Raw genomic sequence first — 18,525 nt, 5'->3', positions numbered from 1 at the left:
CCGCGACAAAGAGTGGTCGCACACGTGGGTGTTCCCCCGAAGTTCGGAGTAGCCAGAGATGCGTTTAAGACCACTGGCCGCGCTCGCGGCCAGCGCGATGGTGCTCGCGCCGGTCGTGCCGGCCGCGGCGTCGGCCGCGCCGGGTGACTTGAGCACGGGCGCCAAGGAGTCGGTGATCGTGGTCCTCAAGGACCAGCACCCCGACGCCCCGGTGACCAAGGGCGACAACAGCCACCGCCGCCAGCTCACCCAGTCCGACCAGCAGCCGCTGGTCGACCAGGCCAAGCAGACCGGCGCGGCCGACGTCAAGCAGTTCAGCGTGGTCAACGGCTTCGCGGCCAAGCTGACCGGGGCCGAGCAGCAGCACCTGGCGAGCGACCCTCGCGTGCAGGCGGTGTACCCGGACCTGTCGGTGCGCCGGGCCGAGACGCCGGCCGCCACCGACCAGGCGCCCGCCGCGACGGCGCCTGCCGGGGCGTGCCCGACCGACCCGGCCAAGCCGCTGCTGGAGCCGGAGGCGTTGCAGACCACGCACGTCGCCTACGACGACCCGAGCACCCCGCAGGCCGCGAACCTGGCCACCGGCAAGGGCGTCAAGGTCGCCTTCATCGCCGACAACGTGGACATCGACAACCCGGACTTCAAGCGGGCCGACGGCAGCCGCGTGTTCAGCGACTACCAGGACTTCAGCGGCGAGGGCGTCACCGTGCCCGGTGAGGGCAACGAGGCGTTCGGCGACGCGAGCGCGATCGCCGCCCAGGGCCGCCAGACCTACGATCTCGCCGACTACACCAATGCCGCGTCCCAGCTGCCGAAGGGCTGCACGATCCGCGTCCGCGGCGTCGCCCCGGACGCGACGCTGGTCGGCCTGAAGGCCATCGCCTCCAACGGTTACGGCACCACCTCGGCCATCGTGCAGGCCGTCGACTACGCGGTGAACGTGGCCAAGGTCGACGTCATCAACGAGTCGCTGGGCAGCAACCCGTACCCGGACAACAACACCGACCCGTGGTCGGTGGCCAACCGCGCGGCCATCGCGGCCGGCGTGACCATCGTGGCCAGCTCCGGCGACGCCGGCATCAACGGCACCGTCGGCAATGTGGCCAGCGACCCGGCGATCATCGCCGCCGGCGCGTCCACCACGTATCGCATCTACGGCCAGCTGTGGCCGAACCTGCCCGGTTTCAACGGCAAGTGGGCCAACGACAACGTCTCCTCGATCAGCTCCGGCGGCACCACCGAGCGCGGCCGGGTCGTGGACCTGATCGCCCCCGGTGACGAGGGCTGGGCGCTGTGCACGCCGAACCTGACCCTCTACACCGGCTGCACCAACGGAAAGGGCGCAGCCTCGTCGCTGGAGGCGTTCGGCGGCACCAGCATGTCCGCGCCGCTGATCGCCGGTGCGGCGGCGCTGGTGATCGAGGCGTACGAACGCACCCACCACGGCGTGCGGCCAGCCCCGCAGCTGGTCAAGCAGCTGCTGACCAGCACCGCGACCGACAACCTGGACCCGTCCGACCGCCAGGGCGCGGGCCTGCTCAACGCCTACGAGGCGGTGCGCGCCGCCGAGTCGGTCAAGGACGGCAACGGCTCGCCGGCCGCGCAGGGGGACAACCTGGTCGTGGACCAGACCCAAATCCTGGCGGAGGGCAGTCCGAACCAGCCGCAGGCCAAGGACCTGAAGGTCACCAACACCGGCGCGGACACCCAGACCGTCACCGCCCACAACCGGACGCTGACCAAGCAGGTCTCGGACGAACACAGCAGCGTGAGCATCGACGCCACCTCGGCCACGGCTCCGACATGGACCAACGGCAACGGCACGAAGTGGGCCTACACCACCAAGACGTTCGCGGTGCCGGCCGGCGCCGACCATCTCGACGCGACCTTCGCCTACCCGACCGCCACCGCCTCCGGGCAGCGGGTGTACATGCTGCTGCTGGACCCGAGCGGCACGCTCAGCGGTTTCTCGTTCGGCCAGGGCGTCGCCGGCTTCGGCCACATCGACGTGCACTCGCCGAAGGCCGGCACCTGGACCGCCGTAATCCAGACCCGGGCGCTGGCCCACGGCGCCAAGGGCACGATCCCGCTGGAGTTCGCCACCAGCAAGTACGTCACCGTCGGCACCGTGTTCCCGTCCTCGCTGACGTTGAAGCCGGGCCAGAGCGGCACCTTCCACGTGCTCGTGTCCAATCCGGGCAACCCCGGCGACCTGGCCGCGGCCGTGCAGCTCAACGGCAGCAAGGGCAAGCAGCTGGCGGTGCCGCTGGTGCTGCGCACGAAGCTGCCCAGCTGGGGCGGGTCCTTCACCGGTTCGCTGACCGGCGGCAACGGCCGCGGTGGCGGCCCGGCGCAGACCAACGTCTACCGGTTCGACGTGCCGCGCGGGCAGCGCGACCTGGGCATCGATCTCACCCTGGCCGGCGACCCGAACCAGGTGGTCAACGGCTACCTGGTCAGCCCGGACGGCCAGCTGCTGAGCGCGCAGAACAACGTGGTGTCGGTGGACGCCAAGAACAACCCCACCGGCTACGGCCGCTCGGTGCAGGTCTACCGGCGTGACCCGGCGCCGGGCCTGTGGACGTTCGTGCTCGCGGCCGCCAACCCGGTCGCCGGCACCGCCACCTCGCAGCAGTTCTCGGGTTCGTTGCGCTACAACGTGGTCGACGCTCGCGTGGGCAACCTGCCGCACGTGCTGCCGGCCGGCAAGCCGACCACGATCCAGCTCCAGGTGCGCAACACCGGCAAGGCGGCGCTGTCGTACTTCGTGGACGGCCGCTCCACCCAGCTCGACGACCTCCAGGTGCTGCCGCTGAACCAGGCCTCGGACATCCCGCTGCCGCAGTACAACGGCACCCAGTTCCGCGTGCCGACCGAGACGACCGGCCTGACTGCGGCGGCGTCCGCGGCCGAGCCGATCGACCTGGAGCTGTCCACGTACGCCGGCCTGCCCGACGTGCTCAAGCGGTCCGGCCCCGGCAACGTGGCCATCGCCTCGCTCAGCTCGCCGCAGCTGACGCCGGGCCTCTGGCTGGCCCAGCTGAACCAGATCGGGCCGTTCCAGGACCCGAGCAAGAAGGACACCGGCAACGTCGGGCTGGTCGCGCACACCCAGGTGTTCGACCCGGCCGTCACGTCGTCCACCGGCAACGCCTGGCTGGGCACCGTGCAGGCCAACGCGCCGGCGGTCACGCCGCTGGTGCTGCAACCCGGCCAGAGCGGCACGATCACCGTGACGATCACGCCGACCGCGGCCAAGGGCGCCAAGGTGTCCGGCGTGCTCTACCTGGACGACTACAACCAGTTCGCCAGCGCCGGCGACTCGCTCAAGGCTTTCCCCTACAGCTACACCGTGGGGTGAGTCCCGGCGCGGGTGGTCCCTACCTGCCGCTGGGGTTCAGGTAGGGACCACCCGCGCCACGTTCAGACCCGGCAACCGGGTCCGGTCCCGCGGGGGTGGGGCGGACGCGATTCGCCTTGGACAGCCAAGGAAAGGGGCTCCAGGCCTGGTCGGCCTGGAGCCCCTTTCTCGTCGCCGGGTCAGTGGTTCTGGTACGGGGCCTTGGCCTGCTGGGCGGCGTAGACCAGGGCGGGCTGCATCTTGGGCCAGAAGAAGCTGGACTGGCACGAGTACTTGGGCAGGAAGCCGCTGCAGCCCTTGCCGGCGTTGTCGCCCACCTCGATGGTGAAGCTGGCCACGCCGAGCTTGTCGTAGGACCAGTCGTCGGTGCTGCCGGAGGCGTTGTAGAGCACCTGGCCGGCCTGGCCGTACGGGTAGCCGGTGATCGCGCCGAGCTGCTTGCCGATGGCGCGCAGCGAGGCGTCGTTGCCGGTGTGCACGGACGAGCTGTAGTCCCACGGGAAGATGACGACGCTGCCGTCGCTGTGCATCGTCATCATGATGCCGGCGGTGTCGGCGGGCGCCGGGTCGGTGACGCCGGTGCCGGTGCGGCGGGCCGGCCACAGGTTGCGGAACAGCTTCTCCATCGAGGTGTTCTCGATCTCGGAGTCGGCCGCCGGGCCCTTGTAGACCTCGCTGCACGGATCGGTGGACGTGCTCGCGCCGCCGAAGTGGGTGTTGTAGTTGCGGTTGAGGTCGACGCCGGTCTGGCCGCCGAAGCCGCAGTTGCCGCCGTTGGCGTTGTCGGCGTTCTTGCGTTGCAGGTTGGGCGAGTTGCCGCCCTGCTGCACGATGTCCACGCCGTCGGGGTTGGCGATCGGCACCACCCACATCTCGGTGGAGTCGAGCAGCGCGGTGATCGTGCTGTTGGCGCCGTAGTTGCTCACCAGGTAGTCGATCCAGCGGTAGGCGACGTCGCCGGTGGTGATCTCGCGGGCGTGGATCTGGGCCATCAGGAAGAACCGCGGCTTGGCCGAGTTCGGGTTGAGGGCGCAGTCGCCGGCCTGCTTCTTGGTGATGCAGATGCCCTTGAGGTCGTAGCCGGCCTGGCCCTTGGACTTCAGCCAGGACTGGCCGTAGGTGAAGGTGGTGGCCAGGTCCGGGTGCTGCTGGGCGACCTGGTCCATGTGGGCGTACTGGGCGTTGACCGTGTGGTAGCCGCCGTAGTACGTCTCGCCGGCGTCGGCCGCGGTCGGGTTGTTGGCGCTGCGCGGCTTGGGCGGCGCCCAGCTGGGCGGGCTCATCGCGGTCTCGGTGCTGGCGGCGAAGCCGGCCGCGCGCAGCCGGTCGCCCTCGGCCGCGGAGCCGAGCACGAACAGGTCGTTGCCGTCCCGCTCCTCCAGCACGTCGAAGCCGTAGGCGAACAGCTTCTCCGCGCTGGCCGTCGCGCCGGTGACCCGGTACACGAAGGTCGGCTGGGCGGGCTGCGTGCTCTCGGTGGCGGCGACCGTGCTGGTGGCGGCGGCCTGGGGCAAGAGCAAGACGGCCGCCGCGGCGAATACCGCCGCGACGCCGCTGATGGGCAGGGGCAAGCGCCGTGCCATGTGTCCTCCCGCAGGGTGAAGGGGCCGACACGGAAGGTAGCGCCGGCCGGTCACGGGCATAACCAACGAAGGGCGGGAAAACGACGGGCGGCCCGATCCGCTGTTGTCAGGCGGGCGTGACCTTCTTGACGTAGAGCAGGCGGTCCCCGGTCTCGATCGCGTCGGCCTCGGGAGCGTCGACGCGGTAGAGCACGCCGTTGCGCACCACGCCGAGCACGATGTCGGACAGGTGCCGCGGCGAGCCGCCGACCTCGCCGTCCTCCACGTCCCGTTCGGCGATGGCCAGGCCGACGTCGGGGGTGAGCAGGTCCTCGACCATGGCGACCACACTCGGCGTGCTGGTGGCCATGCCGAGCAGCCGGCCGGCGGTCTCGCTGGACACCACCGCCTGGTCGGCGCCGGACTGGCGGAGCAGGTGCTCGTTCTCCGCCTCCCGCACCGAGGCCACGATGTGCGCCTTCGGCGCCAGCTCGCGGGCGGTCAGCGTGACCAGGACCGCGGTGTCGTCGCGGTTGGTGGCCACCACGATCGCCCGGGCCCTGGGCACGCCGGCGACCCGCAGCACGTCCGACCGCGTGCCGGAGCCGTTGACGGTGACCAGGCCGCGGGCGGACGCGGCGTCCAGGGCGGGCTTGGCCGTCTCGACCACGACGATCTGGCCCGGATCGGTGCCCTCGCCGAGCAGCGCGGAGACCGCGGCGCGGCCCTTGGTGCCGTACCCGACGACGACCACGTGGTCGCGCACCTTCGACCTCCAGCGTTGGATCTTGAACGACTGCCGGGAACGCTCGGTGAGCACTTCCAGGGTGGTGCCGATCAGCAGGATCAGGAACAGCACCCGCAGCGGCGTGACGACCAGGACGTTGACCAGCCGGGCGGCCTCGGTGACCGGCACGATGTCGCCGTAGCCGATGGCGGTCAGCGACACCATCGAGTAGTAGAGGCAGTCCAGCAGGCTCAGGCCGTGGCCCGGGGCGGCGTTGGCGTCCCGGTAGCCGCCGCGGTCGAGGTAGACGACCACCACCGCGACCAGCAGCGCCGCCAGGGCCAACAGCAGCCGGCGGACGATCGTGCGGATCGGGCTGATGCCGGCGGCCGGCATGCGCACCACGCCGACCAGGGCGTGTCCCGGCTGTCCGGCGAGGCCGTCGTCCCCGCTGCTGCTCATGCTGCCGCAGGGTAACGGCCCGACTGCCCGATGATCACCTCCCCCGCTTAGGTTAGTTTTCAACCGATCATGGGCACACCGTGGTAACTTCCCCACAATATCCGGTTCGACCTGCTGAGACCCGCTTCACCTCGCCGCGAAGGGATCCGGCGTGCCACTCTCGGTCCATGACCTCCCCCCGTCCGGCGCTCGCGCTGGCCGCCCTGTTGGCGGCCGCGGGCGTGACCCATTTCGCCTATCCGAAGCCCTACGACCGGATCGTGCCGACGGCCCTGCCGGGCAGCGCCCGGACCTGGACGTATGTGTCCGGCGTGGCCGAGCTGGCGGTGGCCGCCGCGGTCGCCGCGCCGCGCACCCGGCGGCTGGGCGGGCTGGCCGCGGCCGCCCTGTTCACGGCGGTCTTCCCGGCCAACATCAAGATGGCCGTGGACGCCCGCGGCCGGTCCCGTGGCCAGCAGTTGGCCACTGTCGCCCGCCTTCCGCTCCAGGTTCCCTTGGTGATCTGGGCGCTTCGGGTGAGCCGTTCGGCCGCCTGAGCCGTATGTTTCCTGCAATTGGCCATCTGCAAGACCCTGTCGCCGCGGCGACCCTGACCATAGGATGATCGCGTGCAGTCGCGAACCCAGCACGCTGTGTCCGCCCTGGGATGGCAGGGCACGGTGATCTCGGATGTGGCCGTGCTCGGTCAACGAGTGTCGGCGGTGGTTCGGCTGCGCGCGGACGTGCACCGCTGGCGCACCGAGAACGGCTGGCCGCCGGCCCCGGACCCGTCCTGGTTCCACTCGTGGTTCGAGCCGGCGTTCCACGACGTGGTGCCGGTGTCGGCGATCGAGCTGATCGGCATCCTGGTCACCGAGTCGACCGTCGAGCAGGCCCTGGAGGCCTGCGGGACGCTGATGACGCTCGCTCCGTGCGCCGTGCTGGTGCCCGAGAGCCCGGACTACGACCCGTGGCCGCTCATCGAGCTCGACTACTACGGCGTCGGCCTGGTCCGGGCCGGCGACGAGGGGCCCGCCCGGGTCGAGGTCGCCCCCGAGGACCGCGCCAGCGAGTTCGGCCCCTCCCCGTTCAGCCGCTGGCTGCTCGAAGTCCTCTACGCCCACGTCACCGCCCCCGGCGCCGTGCTCCTCCAACACTGGGACGGCGCCGACCAACACCCCTAGGCGCGGGGGACGGTGCTGAGGAGGAGTTTGAGGCCGTCGGCGTCGAGCAGGTCGGTCGGGCGCAGCGTGTGGTCGTGGCGGATGTAATGGAAGGCGGCCCGGACCTTGGTCACCGGCACGTTCTTCAGCGCCGCCCAGGCCAGCCGGTAGGCGGCCAGCTGCACCGACAACGCCGGCAGCTTGTCCTCGTCCGGCACCGCGCCGGTCTTCCAGTCGACGACCGTCCAGCCCCCGTCCGGGTCCGCGTAGACCGCGTCCATGCGGCCCCGGATCGCCACGCCGTCGACCTCGGTCTCGAACGCCACCTCCACGTCGACGGGCACCCGGTCCGCCCACTGGCTGGCCAGGAACGCCGCCCGCAGCCGGGCCAGGTCCGCGTCGGTCTCCTGCCCGGCCGTGTCGTCCGCCGCCCCCGGCAGTTCGTCGATGTCGAACAGCCGGTTGGACTTGAACCGCTGCTCCAGCCAGGTGTGAAACGCCGTGCCCCTGCGCGCCAACGGATTCGGCGGAAACGGCAACGGCCGCCGCAACCGCCGCGCCAACGCGTCCGGGTCGTCGGCCAACTCCACCAGCTGACTCACCGTCAACTGGTCCGGCAACGCCACCAGCTCACGCCGACTCCGCGCCGCCTCCCGCTCGGCCAGCAGCACATCGACATCAGCGGCCCACCCCTCGGGATCCGCATCGTCCTCGAACGTCTCGGGCTCGACGTCACCCTCGCCAACGGGCTCCTCGGCTTCCTCCGCCGCGTCGTCTCCTTCGGCCGGCTCGACTGCTTCGAGCGCCTCCGCCCCGGCCGCCGTGATCACCTCGGCTGCTCCGGCCGTGCCGGTTTCCCTGGCCGCTTCGGCTTTCCTGGCCGCGGCGGCGTCGGGGTCCGTCAACTCGGCCAGTGCGGAAAGCACCATCATGGCTCCCTCGGCGACGGCTTCCCGCCGCGTTGCCAGGGGGTCGACGGGCCAGCGGGCGGTGCGGACATCGGCCATGAGGGGGTTGGCCTCGTCCTCGGCCGGAGCGGGTGCCCACTCGTCGACCATGCCGGGCGGGCGGTCGCCGTCGGTGAGCACGGCGTGCACCTCGTCCAGGAACTCCGAGGGGCCACGGGGTTTCTCGCCGGTCTCGCCCCACCAGTGGCCGGACACGAGCAGGACTCGCTCGGAACGGGTCAGCGCGACGTAGCAGAGCCGCCGCTCCTCGACGAGGCGTCGCTCCTCGAACTCCTCGTTGTGGATGGCGATCGCCTCTTCGACCTCCTTGCGGTTCGAGGCGCCGGCGAGGTTGAGCCTGGGCAGGTCCTGGCTGTCGCCACGGAGATCGGCCGGCAGCTCGGTGATGTTCTTCAGCCACGACGACGACTTGCGCGGCCCGGGGAAGACGTTGCGGACCACGTGCGGCACCACGACGATCTCCCACTCCAGGCCCTTCGCGGCGTGCATGGTGAGGATCTGCACCCGGTCCTCGGCCACCTCGACCTCGCCGGGTTCCAGCCCGTCCTCGGCGTTCTCGGCGGTGCGCAGGTAGTCCAGCAGCGACGGCAGGGTGGCCGACGGGCTGGCGGAGGCGTAGTCGGCGACGACGTCGGCGAAGGCGTCGAGATGGGCCCGGCCGACCCGGCCGGGACGGGCGGTGGCCTCGATGTCGAGCAGCAGGGTGCGTTCCACGTCGGCGACGAGGTCGGGCAGGGGCTGGTCCTGCCGGCGGCGCAGCATGGCCAACTCGTTGCCCAGCCGGCGAATCCGCTTGTAGCCGGCCTCCGAGTAGTTCTCGGGTTCGCCGGGGTCGTCGATGGCGTCGACCAGTCCGGCCTGCTCGGCGTGCTCACCGGGCAGCGCGTCGGTGATCGCCGCCAACGGATCGTCGCCGCTGCTGGGCCGCTGCCGGCCGGCCAGTTGGCCGGCCCGGTCCCACAGCGCGGCGACGTCGGCGGCGCCGAGCCGCCAGCGTGAGCCGGTCAGCAGACGGGCGGCGGCGGTGCCGGCGAGGGGTTCGATGAGCACTCGAAGGGCGCTGACGAGATCGCGCACCTCGGGCTCGTCCAGCAGCCCGCCGAGGCCGACGACCTCGACCGGCAGGCCGCGTTCACGCAGGGCATGGGCGATGGCCCCCATGTCGGCCCGGCGGCGCACCAGCACGGCAGCCGTCGGCGGCTTGCCGGTGGCGTCGTACTGGGCTTCCCAACGGCCGGCTAGTTCGTCGGCGAACCAGGTGACCTCGGTGCGCACGTCGGGCAGTAGCGCGCAGTGCACGTCGCCGGGTGTCGCGCCGGGCTTGGCCCGCAGCTCGTCGACGTCGAGACCGGCGGCGCGCAGCGGCCCGGACAGGGCGTTGGCCACGGCCAGGACTTCCGGCGGGTTGCGGAAGCTGGTCAGCAGGCCGTATTTCGGGGCCGGGCGCTTGTCGGCCCCAGGGAAATCGGTCAGCGGGAAGTCGGTGGTGAACCGGGGCAGGTTGGCCGCGCTGGCCCCGCGCCAGCCGTAGATCGCTTGTGCGGGATCGCCAACGGCGGTCACCGGCATCGGCTCGCCCTGGCCGAACAGCGAACGCAGCAGCACCCGCTGGGCGTGCCCGGTGTCCTGGTACTCGTCGAGCAGCACGGCCCCGTACCGGGCCCGCTCGCCCGCCGCGACCTCGGGGAAGCCGCTGGCCAGCTGGGCGGCCAACGCCATCTGGTCGGCGAAGTCGAGCGCCGCCTCCTTGCGTTTGCGCAGCTGGTACGCGTCGAGCAGGGGCAGCATGGCGACCCGGAACCGCTGCGCGGCGATGATCTCCCGCAGCGTCGTGGGCAGCTCGGCCCGTTGGCGCGGCCCCTTGGGCGCGGACTCGATGGCCCGCTGGAGCCACTCGGCGTGCTGCCGGATCTTGTCCGGCTCGACGAGGTGCTCGGCGAGCTCGCCGGCCAGCGCCAGCAGGTAGCCGGTGATGGTGGCCGGCACCTTGTCGGTGTCCAGGTCCTCGGTCCACGTCGCCACCACGCGGTGCGCGAGCTGCCAGGACGCGGTGCCGGTCAGCAGCCGGGCGCCGGGCTCGACCGGCAGGCGCAGGCCGTGCTCGCCGACCAGGCGGCCGGCGTAGGCGTGATAGGTGAGCACGGTCGGCTCGGTCGCCAGCACCAGGGCCCGCCGGTCGCCGCCGGGGTCGAGCCGGTCCAGCAGGCCGGAGCCGGCCAGCCGGCGCAGCCGGGCCCGGACGCGTTCGCCCAGCTGGCGGGCGGCCTTGCGGGTGAAGGTCAGGCCGAGCACCCGGTCCGGGGTGACCAGGCCGTTGGCCACCAGCCAGACCACGCGGGCGGCCATCGTCTCGGTCTTGCCCGCGCCCGCGCCGGCGACCACCAGCGCCGGCTGCGCCGGGGCCGCGACCACCGCGGCCTGCTCGTCCGTGGGCGGTGGCAGGCCGAGCGCGGCCGACACCTCCTGCGGGCTGACCAGTTGCACGTGACCACGCTAGGTCGTGGGACCTCGGGGACCGAAACGGACCCGCCGTCGGCCGATCGGGGCAGCCGTTGTCGGCGAACGACAATGAAGAAGTTTCACATTGGTCCGGACGCGCCTATCTGGGTCACACCGATTTAACCCAGACTAGGCCGATGCCGACCGTGCGCATCCTGCTGGCCGCCGCGGTTGCCGCGGCCACAGCGGCCGCTCCCGCGGCCGCCGCCAGCCCCACCACACCGCACGTCACCGCGCTCCGCGACGTCCTGCTCGTGGGCAACAGCCAGACCGGCTCGGTGAGCTTCATCGACGAGAACGGCTTCGCCAACCTCGGCAGCTTCAACGTCATTCCCGACCTGCAGCAGCGGATCAACGAGATGGACCCGATCCAGCGGATCGGCTATGAGACGGTGAAGGGCATCGAGGGCGGCGACCGGTTCGTCGACGACCTGGCCCTGACGCCCGACGGCCGCCGGCTGATCGTCTCCCGCGGCAACCTCGACGACGTGGCCGCCTTCGACGTGGCCACCAAGCGGGAGCTGTGGCACACCCGGCTGGAGGGCTTCCACGCCGACCACGCGGCGCTGTCCCCGGACGGCACCCGGTTCGTGGTGTCGGCCACCACCGCCAACAAGGCGCAGTTCATCGACACCGCGACCGGCGCGATCGTCGGCTCGGCCCCGACCGGCGCCTACCCGCACCAGAACGACTACTCGGCCGACGGCCGGTACGTCTACAACTCCAGCATCGGCACCATCTCGCTGCCGCAGTCGCTGGAGTGGGCCAAGGGCGCGTTCCAGCTGACCAAGATCGACACCACCACGCTCCAGGTAGTCAAGACCTGGACGTTCCCGCACGGCATCCGGCCCAACCTGATCGCGCCGGACGGCAACACCTTCTACGCGCAGCTGTCCTACCTCAACGGCTTCGTCAAGTACGACCTGAACGCCGGCAAGATCGTGGCCACGGTCAACCAGCCCTTCAGCGAACACGCCAAGTCGCTCAAGCCGGACGACTACCCGAAGAACTCGGCCCACCACGGGCTGGCCCTGTCCGGCGACGGCAGCACGCTGTGCGACGTCGGCACCATCGACGACTACGTGGCCCTGGTGAGCACCGACGGCCTGGTGGACAAGGCGTTCGTCAACTACCCGACCGGCAGCCTGCCCTACTGGGGCCAGACCAGCGCCAACGGCAACTACTGCTACGTGTCGCTGAGCCAGGCCAACGCGGTGTCGGTGATCGACTACCGCACCGGCGCCGAAGTCGCTCGGGTGCCCGTCGGCACGTTCCCCCAACGTGAGCGCGTGTCGAAGGTCGACCCGGCCGTGCTCGGATCGCTGTCCTGAGGTGACCGAGGTGATCATGGCCGAGGAGACGGCGGGGCGCGCCACGCTGCGCCGCATCATGGAGCAGATGCGGGCGGACCCGGACGTGCTCGACGGCGTCGTGACCGAGGTGCGCGCGCAGTCGCCCCAGGTGGCCGCGCTCCCGGTCGGCGAGGTGCGCCGGCACATCGCCGCCCTGCTGGGCGTGGCGTCGGCCGCCTTCATCGACTCCACCGGCCTTGGCGTGGAGGTCGCCGACCGCCTCGCCACCGACCGGGCGCTCCAGGGCGTGCCGCTGTCCGCGCTGCTCGCCGGCTTCCAGACCGGGCGCGCGCACGTGCTGCGCGAGCTCGGCGGCCGCCTGCGCCAGCACGAGATGCTCGCCGACGACTTCGTGGCGGCGCTGCTCGAACTGGACGGCTACGCCAACAAGCTCCAGAACCGCCTGGTCGAGGCCTACCGGGAGACCGAGCTCCGGCTGGCCCGCACCGCCCAGGCCGCCCGCGTGCAGGCGCTGCGCGAACTGCTCAAGGGCGGCCCGGTCACCGGCGTGGTCAACACCGGACTGGCCGAGGACCGGCACTACCACGTGGTACTGGCCGACGTGAGCGACCCGCGCCAGGCCCGCCGCGCCGAGGCGGCGCTGGCCGAGACCTTCTGCGTCACCGTGGACGGCCTGGTGTGCGGCGTCGCCGTGCAGCTGCCCGACCTCACGTCGGTGGCCGACGTGCTCGTCGTCGTCACGCCCCCGGTGCTGCCCAAGGACCTCGGCGCGGCCTACCAGGCCTGCCGGGCCGCCCTCCAGACCGGGCGCTGCCGCGGCCTGGTCGGGCCGCTGCGCCTGACCGAGCTGGCCGTCGACCTGGTCACCGACAGCTTCCCGGCCCTGGGCCGGATGCTCGCCGACGATCTGCTGGCCGGCCTCGCCGGCACCGACGAGTTCCACCGGCTGCTGGCGTCCACCGCGCTGACCTACCTCGACCACGGCGGCCGTGTCGACGCCACCGCGCTGGCGCTACACGTGCACCCCAACACCGTGAAGCACCGCCTGCGGCGCCTGGGCGAGCTCACCGGCTTCACCCCGCCCGAGGGCTCCCTGGCCGAGGCCCTGCGCTGGCGCTGGGCCGTGGACACCTGGCTGCGCACGACCGCGGCCTGGGCCACCTCCGAAGCGGCGTCGCCGCCGCAGTCATCGCGTCGTATCCATCACTCCCCCACCTGACGCCCCGATTCGTGCAGCGGGCAGGACGTCCGCGCCGGGCAGCGCGGGCAGTCCGGGCTCTCCCTAGCGGTGTACTCCGGCCCGACGCAGGAGGACGCGGCCTCCTGGACCGTGGCCAGCCACACCTTGGACGAGTCCGGGTCCAGCGGGGCCTGCACCCGTTCCGTGGCCCCGGTCTTCTTGTCCTCCTTGGAGACGTAGAGCAGCCGGGCGCCGCCTGGGTCCTCGCCGAGGCCGAGCTCCTCGAACGCGCCCAGCTGGGTGGCCAGCTGGTAGACGGCGAGCTGCGGATGCTCCTGGGCGTCGTCCCGGCTGACGGGCTGCTTGCCGGTCTTGATGTCGACGACCACGGGCCGGCCCTGGTCGTCGACTTCGAGGCGGTCGACGCGGCCGCGCACCCGCAGCCAGGGGCCGTCGGCCTGTTTGGGGACCTCGATGGACAGGTCGCGCTCCACCGCGACCTGGGTGAGCTCGGCCCGGCTGCGGTTGAACCAGGCCATGAAGGTGTCGAGCATCTTCTGCACCCGGTTGCGCTCGCGGCGGGAGAACCACGGGGCGCCGGCGTCGACCGCGGCCCAGGCCTGGTCGAGCCGGACCTGGAGTTCGAGCCGGTCCACGCCGCTGGCGGCGGCCTGGGCCAGGGCGTGCACCAGGGTGCCGGTGATCGAGGCGAGCTGGGCCGGATCCTCGCCGCCGTGCCGCTCGACCATCCAGCGCAGCGGGCACTTGGACAGCACCTCGATGGTCGACGGGGACACGCTGACCGTGTCCTCGTCCGTCCACAAGGGACTGTCGGTGGACACCTCCGGCAGCCCGTACCAGGAACCGGGATGGGCGCCGGGAACCCCGGCGGCGGCGAGCCGGGCCAGCTGTCCGGCGGCCCGGCGGCGGCTGGCCGGGTCAGCCTCGGCGTCGCAGCTGACCCGGCGAAGCTCGCCGACCAACTCGGACAGCACCAGCCCGCGCGGCGGCGTGAACACCGGCCGGACGGCGGCCTCCGGATCGGCGGCGGTGCCCTCCAACTCGTCGAGGAACCGGGACGGCTGCTCGTCCTCCCCACGCACGGCGCTGACCAGCAGCGTGCGCTTGGCCCGGCCGGTGGCGACGATCAGCAGCCGGCGCTCCTCGGCCAGCAGCGGCGCGGTCGCGGACACCACGTCGCCGGGGTCGACGCCGTCGAGCAGGTCCCGCATTCGTTCCACGCCAAGCAAAGTGCCCCGAGTGCGCAGATCCGGCCAGCTGCCCTCCTGCACTCCCGGCACGGCCACGACGGTCCACTCCCGACCGGCCGCGGCGTGCGCGGTGATCACCGTGACGGCCTCGCCCAGCGGCGCGGTCGGGGCCAGCGAGTCACCGACGATCTGTTGCGCCGTGAGGTAATCGGCGAAGCCGGCGACGCTGGCGGCGGGCAGCCGGTCGACGTAGCGGGCGGCCGCGTCGAACAGGCCGACGATGGCGTCCAGGTCGCGGTCGGCCTGCGCGCCGGTCGGGCCGCCCCGCGTGGCCATCGCGGCCCAGCGCTGTTCGAGGCCACTGTCCTTCCACAGCTGCCACAACACGTGTTCCACGCTCGCGCCGGCGGCGATGGCCTCGCGGGACGTCCTGATCAACGTGCCGATCCGGCGCACCGGGACGGCCTCGCTGTCCTCCAGGGCCACCAGCAGGTCGTTGTCGTTGATCACGTCGACCAGCAGCTCGCCGCTGGAGCGGTCCCCGCCGGCGGCCAGCTCCAGCCGCCGCAGGCCCCGGCGCAATCGCCGCAGCGCCAACGTGTCCGCGCCGCCGAGCTGTGATTCGAGCAGATACGCGGCGGTGTCCTGGTCCAACATGGACGCGTCGTCGGCACACCGCAGCAGCACCAGGAACTGCCGCACCGCCGGGAGTTGGGCCAGCGGCAGCTCGTCGACCGGCACCGCCAGCGGCACGCCGGCGGCGAGAAGTGCCCTACGCAGCACGGGAAGCGAGTGCACGGTCGACCGCACCAGCACCGCCATCTCCGACCACGGCACCTCGTCCAGCAGGTGCGCGCGGCGGAGCTGGTCGCCGATCCAGGTCGCCTCCTGGGCCGCCGAGGCGAGCAGCCGGATCTGCACGCTGCCACGGTCCTCGTCCTCACGGGCGAGCAGTTCCCGCTGCGGGCCGGCTCCCGGCAGCCGGGCGTGCAGGCGGCCGACCGCCTTGCGGATCTCCGGCGCCATCCGGTGATCGACCTTCAGCACTTCGAGCGGGCCGTCGTCGTGGTCGGTGAACAGCGTGGGATCCGCGCCCCGGAAGGAGAAGATCGCCTGGTCCGGGTCGCCGGCCACGATGAACTCGTGGGCCGCCGCGCCCAGCGCCCTGACCAGCGCGAACTGCTGGTGGTCGAGATGCTGGGCGTCGTCGACGAGCAGGTGCCGGACCCGGGCGCGCTCGTCGGCCAGCAGCTGCGCGTCGAGGTCGAAGGCCAGCAGGGCGCTGGAGACCAGCTCGGCGGCGTCGTAGGCCGGCGCCGCCGACTCCTGCGCCTCGCTGCCGGCCAGCAGCGTGACCTCCTCGTACTGACGCCAGAACCGGCCCGCCGCGACCCATTCCGGCACGCTCTGCTCGCGACCGAGACGGAGCAGATCCTCAGGCCCCTGACCGCGTTCGGCCGCGCGGAGGATGAGATCGCGCAGTTCCCCGGCGAAGCCCGGAATGCCGAGCGCCGGCCGCAGGCTGTCCGGCCAGTAGGCCGCGCCGTCGTCGATGTCCCCGGCGAGCAGGTCGCGCACCATCGCGTCCTGATCGGGGCCGGCCAACAGCCGGGGCGGCGGCAGACCCTCCCGAATGGACACCAGGCGCAGCACCGCGAAGGCGTAGGAGTGGACGGTGCGGACCAAGGGCTCACGGGCGGTGCGCGAGGGGCCTTGATCCTTGAGCAGGCGGGTGATCTGCGACCGCAGCGCCACCGCGGCCTTCCGGCTGGAGGTCAGCACGAGAATGCTCTCCGGGTCCACGCCCGTGTTCAGGACGCGGTCGGCCGCGACGCCGGCCAGCAGCGTCGTCTTGCCCGTGCCCGGGCCGCCGATCAGCCGGAGCGGACCGCCCTCGTGCTCGATGACCCGACGGGCGGTCGCGCCCCACCGCGGCCGGGGCGGCGGTTGTGCCGGCCGGCGCACCAAGGCGAGTGGAGTGCTTCTGCGTGCCACGGATCGATCAAAGCACGCGAGTCTGACAGTCCCGCGCAACCAGCCCCCGTCGAGCTTGGAAGGGGGCTTTCCTCCACTCGGAGTGGAGGAAAGCCCCCTTCCAAGCGTCAGGGGCGGCGTCGTGAGGTTGTAGGTAAAGGGTTGGTAATGAGATACTCAAGGCGGCCACTCCTTCGACACCTTGAGGAGGCGACCCCATGTCCGTCATCACGAAGCCGGTCCTCGGCAGCCCGTGCTGGCTTGAGATCGCCACACCCGACCCCGACACCACCAAGCGCTTCTACGGCCGCCTTTTCGGCTGGGAGTTCGACGGCGACACCGCGACGCTGTACGGCGAGCCGGTGGCCGGACTGCGCAAGACCGCCGAACCCGCGCTGGGCTGGACCCCGTACCTGGCCACCCCCGACATAGACACGACCTCGCGGCTGGCCGCCCGATACGGCGGCCGACTGCGGGATCGCAACGGAGACAAGGCAATCCTGCTCGATCCGACCGGAACCGCGGTCGGCCTGTGCCAGTGCGACGAGGGCCATCACTTCACCGTGGGCGTGCCGGGTTCGCTGGCCTGGGCCGAACTGGTCACCTGGCGGGCGACCCTGGCCGACCGGTTCTTCGGCGCGGTCTTCGACTACGGCCAGAAGCAGTTCGGCGACGGCCGCCGCTTCGACCACATGGTGTGGTACGCGGGCGAGGACTCGGTCCTCGCCCGCGTGCGGATGGCGCTGGACACGCCGGAGGACGTGCCGGCCCGGTGGATCGCCCAGTTCGCGGTCGACCCGGACCTGGGCTTCGAGGCGTCCGTCGACCGGGCCCGCCGGCTCGGGGCCCGGCTGCGGTTCAAGCCGTACTCCTCGGCGCTGGGCCGGGTGGCGGTGTTCGCCGACCCGCTGGGCACGAGGTTCGCGCTGCTCGACCCGGACGACTCCGACGAGTCGGAGTACGGCTCGGTCGCGGACGACCCGTTCGACGACTAACCCTTGAAGCCGGCGAACACCTTGGCGAAGTCGAAGGCCTTCTGCGGCACGTTGGTGCACTGGAACAGCGCGCCGTTGCAGGCGTTGGCGTCGCGGCTCTGCTCCCAGTAGCCGAGGTAGCCGACGTGCTGCTGGTTGGCGAAGTTCACCACTGCCTTGGCGTTGGCGACGCTGAAGACCTCGGTCTGGGTGTCGTTGACGCCGAGCATGGGGGTGATGCCGAGCATCTTGAACGCCTGCGCGTCGGACAGTCCGGTGAAGACGGTCTTGAGCTGCTTCTCGGTGCTCTGCGCGGACTGGATCACCCGCGCGCCCATGTCCTTCTCGGCGGTGCCGAAGTCCATCGCCATGATGTTGACGACGTCCAGCGCCACGCCGGCGGCCTTGGCCGACTTGACCACGTTGAGGCCGTTGGCGTCCAGGCCGGTCGGCAGCACCGGCAGGGTCAGCGACACCTTCAGGCCGGGATTCTGCTTCTGCACCATGGCCAACGCCTGCGAGCGGCGGTCGATGGAGGCCTTGTCGGCCACGGCCGCGCCCTCCACGTCCATGTCGATGTGGGTGAGCTTGTACTCCTTGACCACCGAGCTGTACTGGGCGGCGAGCTGGCTGACGTTGGCGCACGCCAGCGCGAGCTCGGTGCCGGTGGCCCCGCCGAAGGACACCTTCACGTCGCCGCCGGCCGCCCGCAGCTGGTTGATCTGGGCCAGGCCGAAGCCCTCGGAGATGGCGTGGGCGTTGAACCAGCTGGCCTTGCAGCCGGCCGCGGAGTTGACGAAGGCGAGGCTGAACGACTTGATGCCGCTGGCGCTGGCGAACTGGCTCAGCTTGTCGGCGGACAGCCCCATGTCCACGTACGGCGCGACGGTGATCGCCGCGGCCGCGGCCGGCCGGGCCGGGTTGTTGGCGGCGGCGTTGGCGTCGTGCGAACTGGCGCCGAACACCGCGCCCATGCCGACCACCACGGCGGCGGCCATCACTCCGCCGACCATCAGCGCCTTGCGGCGGGCGGGGGGAATGGTCATCGGGGATCCTCCAGGGACAGTGAGACCGGGTCGGAAATTGGTACGCACCAATTCCCGGCCCGGTTCACCTCCCGGCGCGGGCCTCACCCCGCAGGGTGGGGTGAGG

Annotated in this window: 11 protein-coding genes; 6 read left to right on the top strand and 5 right to left on the bottom strand. The window is 71.8% G+C overall.

From position 1 onward, the window contains the following. The first annotated feature begins 58 nt into the window (after positions 1–58). Complete coding sequence (locus tag ACIG5F_RS33710; protein WP_396523974.1) at positions 59–3,361, top strand: S8 family peptidase; 3,303 nt, start codon at positions 59–61, stop codon at positions 3,359–3,361. 179 nt (positions 3,362–3,540) lie between these two features. Here the strand turns inward: ACIG5F_RS33710 and ACIG5F_RS33705 are convergent, their stop codons facing one another. After that, positions 3,541–4,944, bottom strand: a complete 1,404-nt coding sequence (locus ACIG5F_RS33705; RefSeq protein ID WP_396523973.1) for a M14 family zinc carboxypeptidase — start codon at positions 4,942–4,944, stop codon at positions 3,541–3,543. A gap of 106 nt (positions 4,945–5,050) precedes the next feature. Then, positions 5,051–6,112, bottom strand: coding sequence for a potassium channel family protein (locus ACIG5F_RS33700; RefSeq protein ID WP_396523972.1), 1,062 nt, complete (start codon positions 6,110–6,112; stop codon positions 5,051–5,053). Between the two features lie 167 nt (positions 6,113–6,279). On the opposite strand from ACIG5F_RS33700, the gene ACIG5F_RS33695 reads away from it, so the two are divergent. Both ACIG5F_RS33695 and ACIG5F_RS33690 read left to right on the top strand, forming a co-directional pair. Beyond that, the gene (locus tag ACIG5F_RS33695; protein WP_396523971.1) at positions 6,280–6,648 is read left to right on the top strand and encodes a MauE/DoxX family redox-associated membrane protein; all 369 of its coding nucleotides are present in this window, start codon (positions 6,280–6,282) and stop codon (positions 6,646–6,648) included. Positions 6,649–6,720: 72 nt separating this feature from the next. Next, positions 6,721–7,275, top strand: coding sequence for a hypothetical protein (locus ACIG5F_RS33690; RefSeq protein WP_396523970.1), 555 nt, complete (start codon positions 6,721–6,723; stop codon positions 7,273–7,275). Here the strand turns inward: ACIG5F_RS33690 and ACIG5F_RS33685 are convergent. Further along, a complete protein-coding gene (locus ACIG5F_RS33685; RefSeq protein WP_396524025.1) occupies positions 7,272–10,700 on the bottom strand; it encodes an ATP-dependent helicase in 3,429 nt (1,142 codons plus the stop codon). The genes ACIG5F_RS33690 and ACIG5F_RS33685 overlap by 4 nt on opposite strands. A gap of 158 nt (positions 10,701–10,858) precedes the next feature. On the opposite strand from ACIG5F_RS33685, the gene ACIG5F_RS33680 reads away from it, so the two are divergent. Beyond that, positions 10,859–12,052: a YncE family protein gene (locus tag ACIG5F_RS33680; protein WP_396523969.1), complete on the top strand. Its 1,194-nt coding sequence runs from the start codon at positions 10,859–10,861 to the stop codon at positions 12,050–12,052. A gap of 1 nt (position 12,053) precedes the next feature. Further along, positions 12,054–13,253: a helix-turn-helix domain-containing protein gene (locus tag ACIG5F_RS33675; RefSeq protein ID WP_396523968.1), complete on the top strand. Its 1,200-nt coding sequence runs from the start codon at positions 12,054–12,056 to the stop codon at positions 13,251–13,253. On the opposite strand, the gene ACIG5F_RS33670 is transcribed toward ACIG5F_RS33675, so the two are convergent. Next, positions 13,238–16,420: an ATP-dependent helicase gene (locus ACIG5F_RS33670; protein WP_396523967.1), complete on the bottom strand. Its 3,183-nt coding sequence runs from the start codon at positions 16,418–16,420 to the stop codon at positions 13,238–13,240. The two genes, ACIG5F_RS33675 and ACIG5F_RS33670, sit on opposite strands and share 16 nt — an antisense overlap. A 197-nt stretch (positions 16,421–16,617) precedes the next feature. Between ACIG5F_RS33670 and ACIG5F_RS33665 the strand changes: the two genes are divergently transcribed. Further along, positions 16,618–17,394: a VOC family protein gene (locus ACIG5F_RS33665; RefSeq protein WP_396523966.1), complete on the top strand. Its 777-nt coding sequence runs from the start codon at positions 16,618–16,620 to the stop codon at positions 17,392–17,394. Here the strand turns inward: ACIG5F_RS33665 and ACIG5F_RS33660 are convergent. Then, a complete protein-coding gene (locus ACIG5F_RS33660; protein ID WP_396523965.1) occupies positions 17,391–18,419 on the bottom strand; it encodes a chitinase in 1,029 nt (342 codons plus the stop codon). The two genes, ACIG5F_RS33665 and ACIG5F_RS33660, sit on opposite strands and share 4 nt — an antisense overlap. Positions 18,420–18,525: the final 106 nt, after the last annotated feature.

The organism is Kutzneria sp. NPDC052558, assembly GCF_044547355.1.
Lineage (GTDB): Bacteria > Actinomycetota > Actinomycetes > Mycobacteriales > Pseudonocardiaceae > Kutzneria.
This window is presented reverse-complemented; position numbering and strand designations above follow the sequence as displayed.

Excerpts from the sequence above, each read along its gene's own strand:
- ACIG5F_RS33710 (WP_396523974.1), top strand. The coding sequence starts at position 59 with ATGCGTTTAAGACCACTGGCCGCGCTCGCGGCCAGCGCGATGGTGCTC.
- ACIG5F_RS33705 (WP_396523973.1), bottom strand. The coding sequence starts at position 4,944 with ATGGCACGGCGCTTGCCCCTGCCCATCAGCGGCGTCGCGGCGGTATTC.
- ACIG5F_RS33700 (WP_396523972.1), bottom strand. The coding sequence starts at position 6,112 with ATGAGCAGCAGCGGGGACGACGGCCTCGCCGGACAGCCGGGACACGCC.
- ACIG5F_RS33695 (WP_396523971.1), top strand. The coding sequence starts at position 6,280 with ATGACCTCCCCCCGTCCGGCGCTCGCGCTGGCCGCCCTGTTGGCGGCC.
- ACIG5F_RS33680 (WP_396523969.1), top strand. The coding sequence starts at position 10,859 with ATGCCGACCGTGCGCATCCTGCTGGCCGCCGCGGTTGCCGCGGCCACA.
- ACIG5F_RS33665 (WP_396523966.1), top strand. The coding sequence starts at position 16,618 with ATGTCCGTCATCACGAAGCCGGTCCTCGGCAGCCCGTGCTGGCTTGAG.
- ACIG5F_RS33660 (WP_396523965.1), bottom strand. The coding sequence starts at position 18,419 with ATGACCATTCCCCCCGCCCGCCGCAAGGCGCTGATGGTCGGCGGAGTG.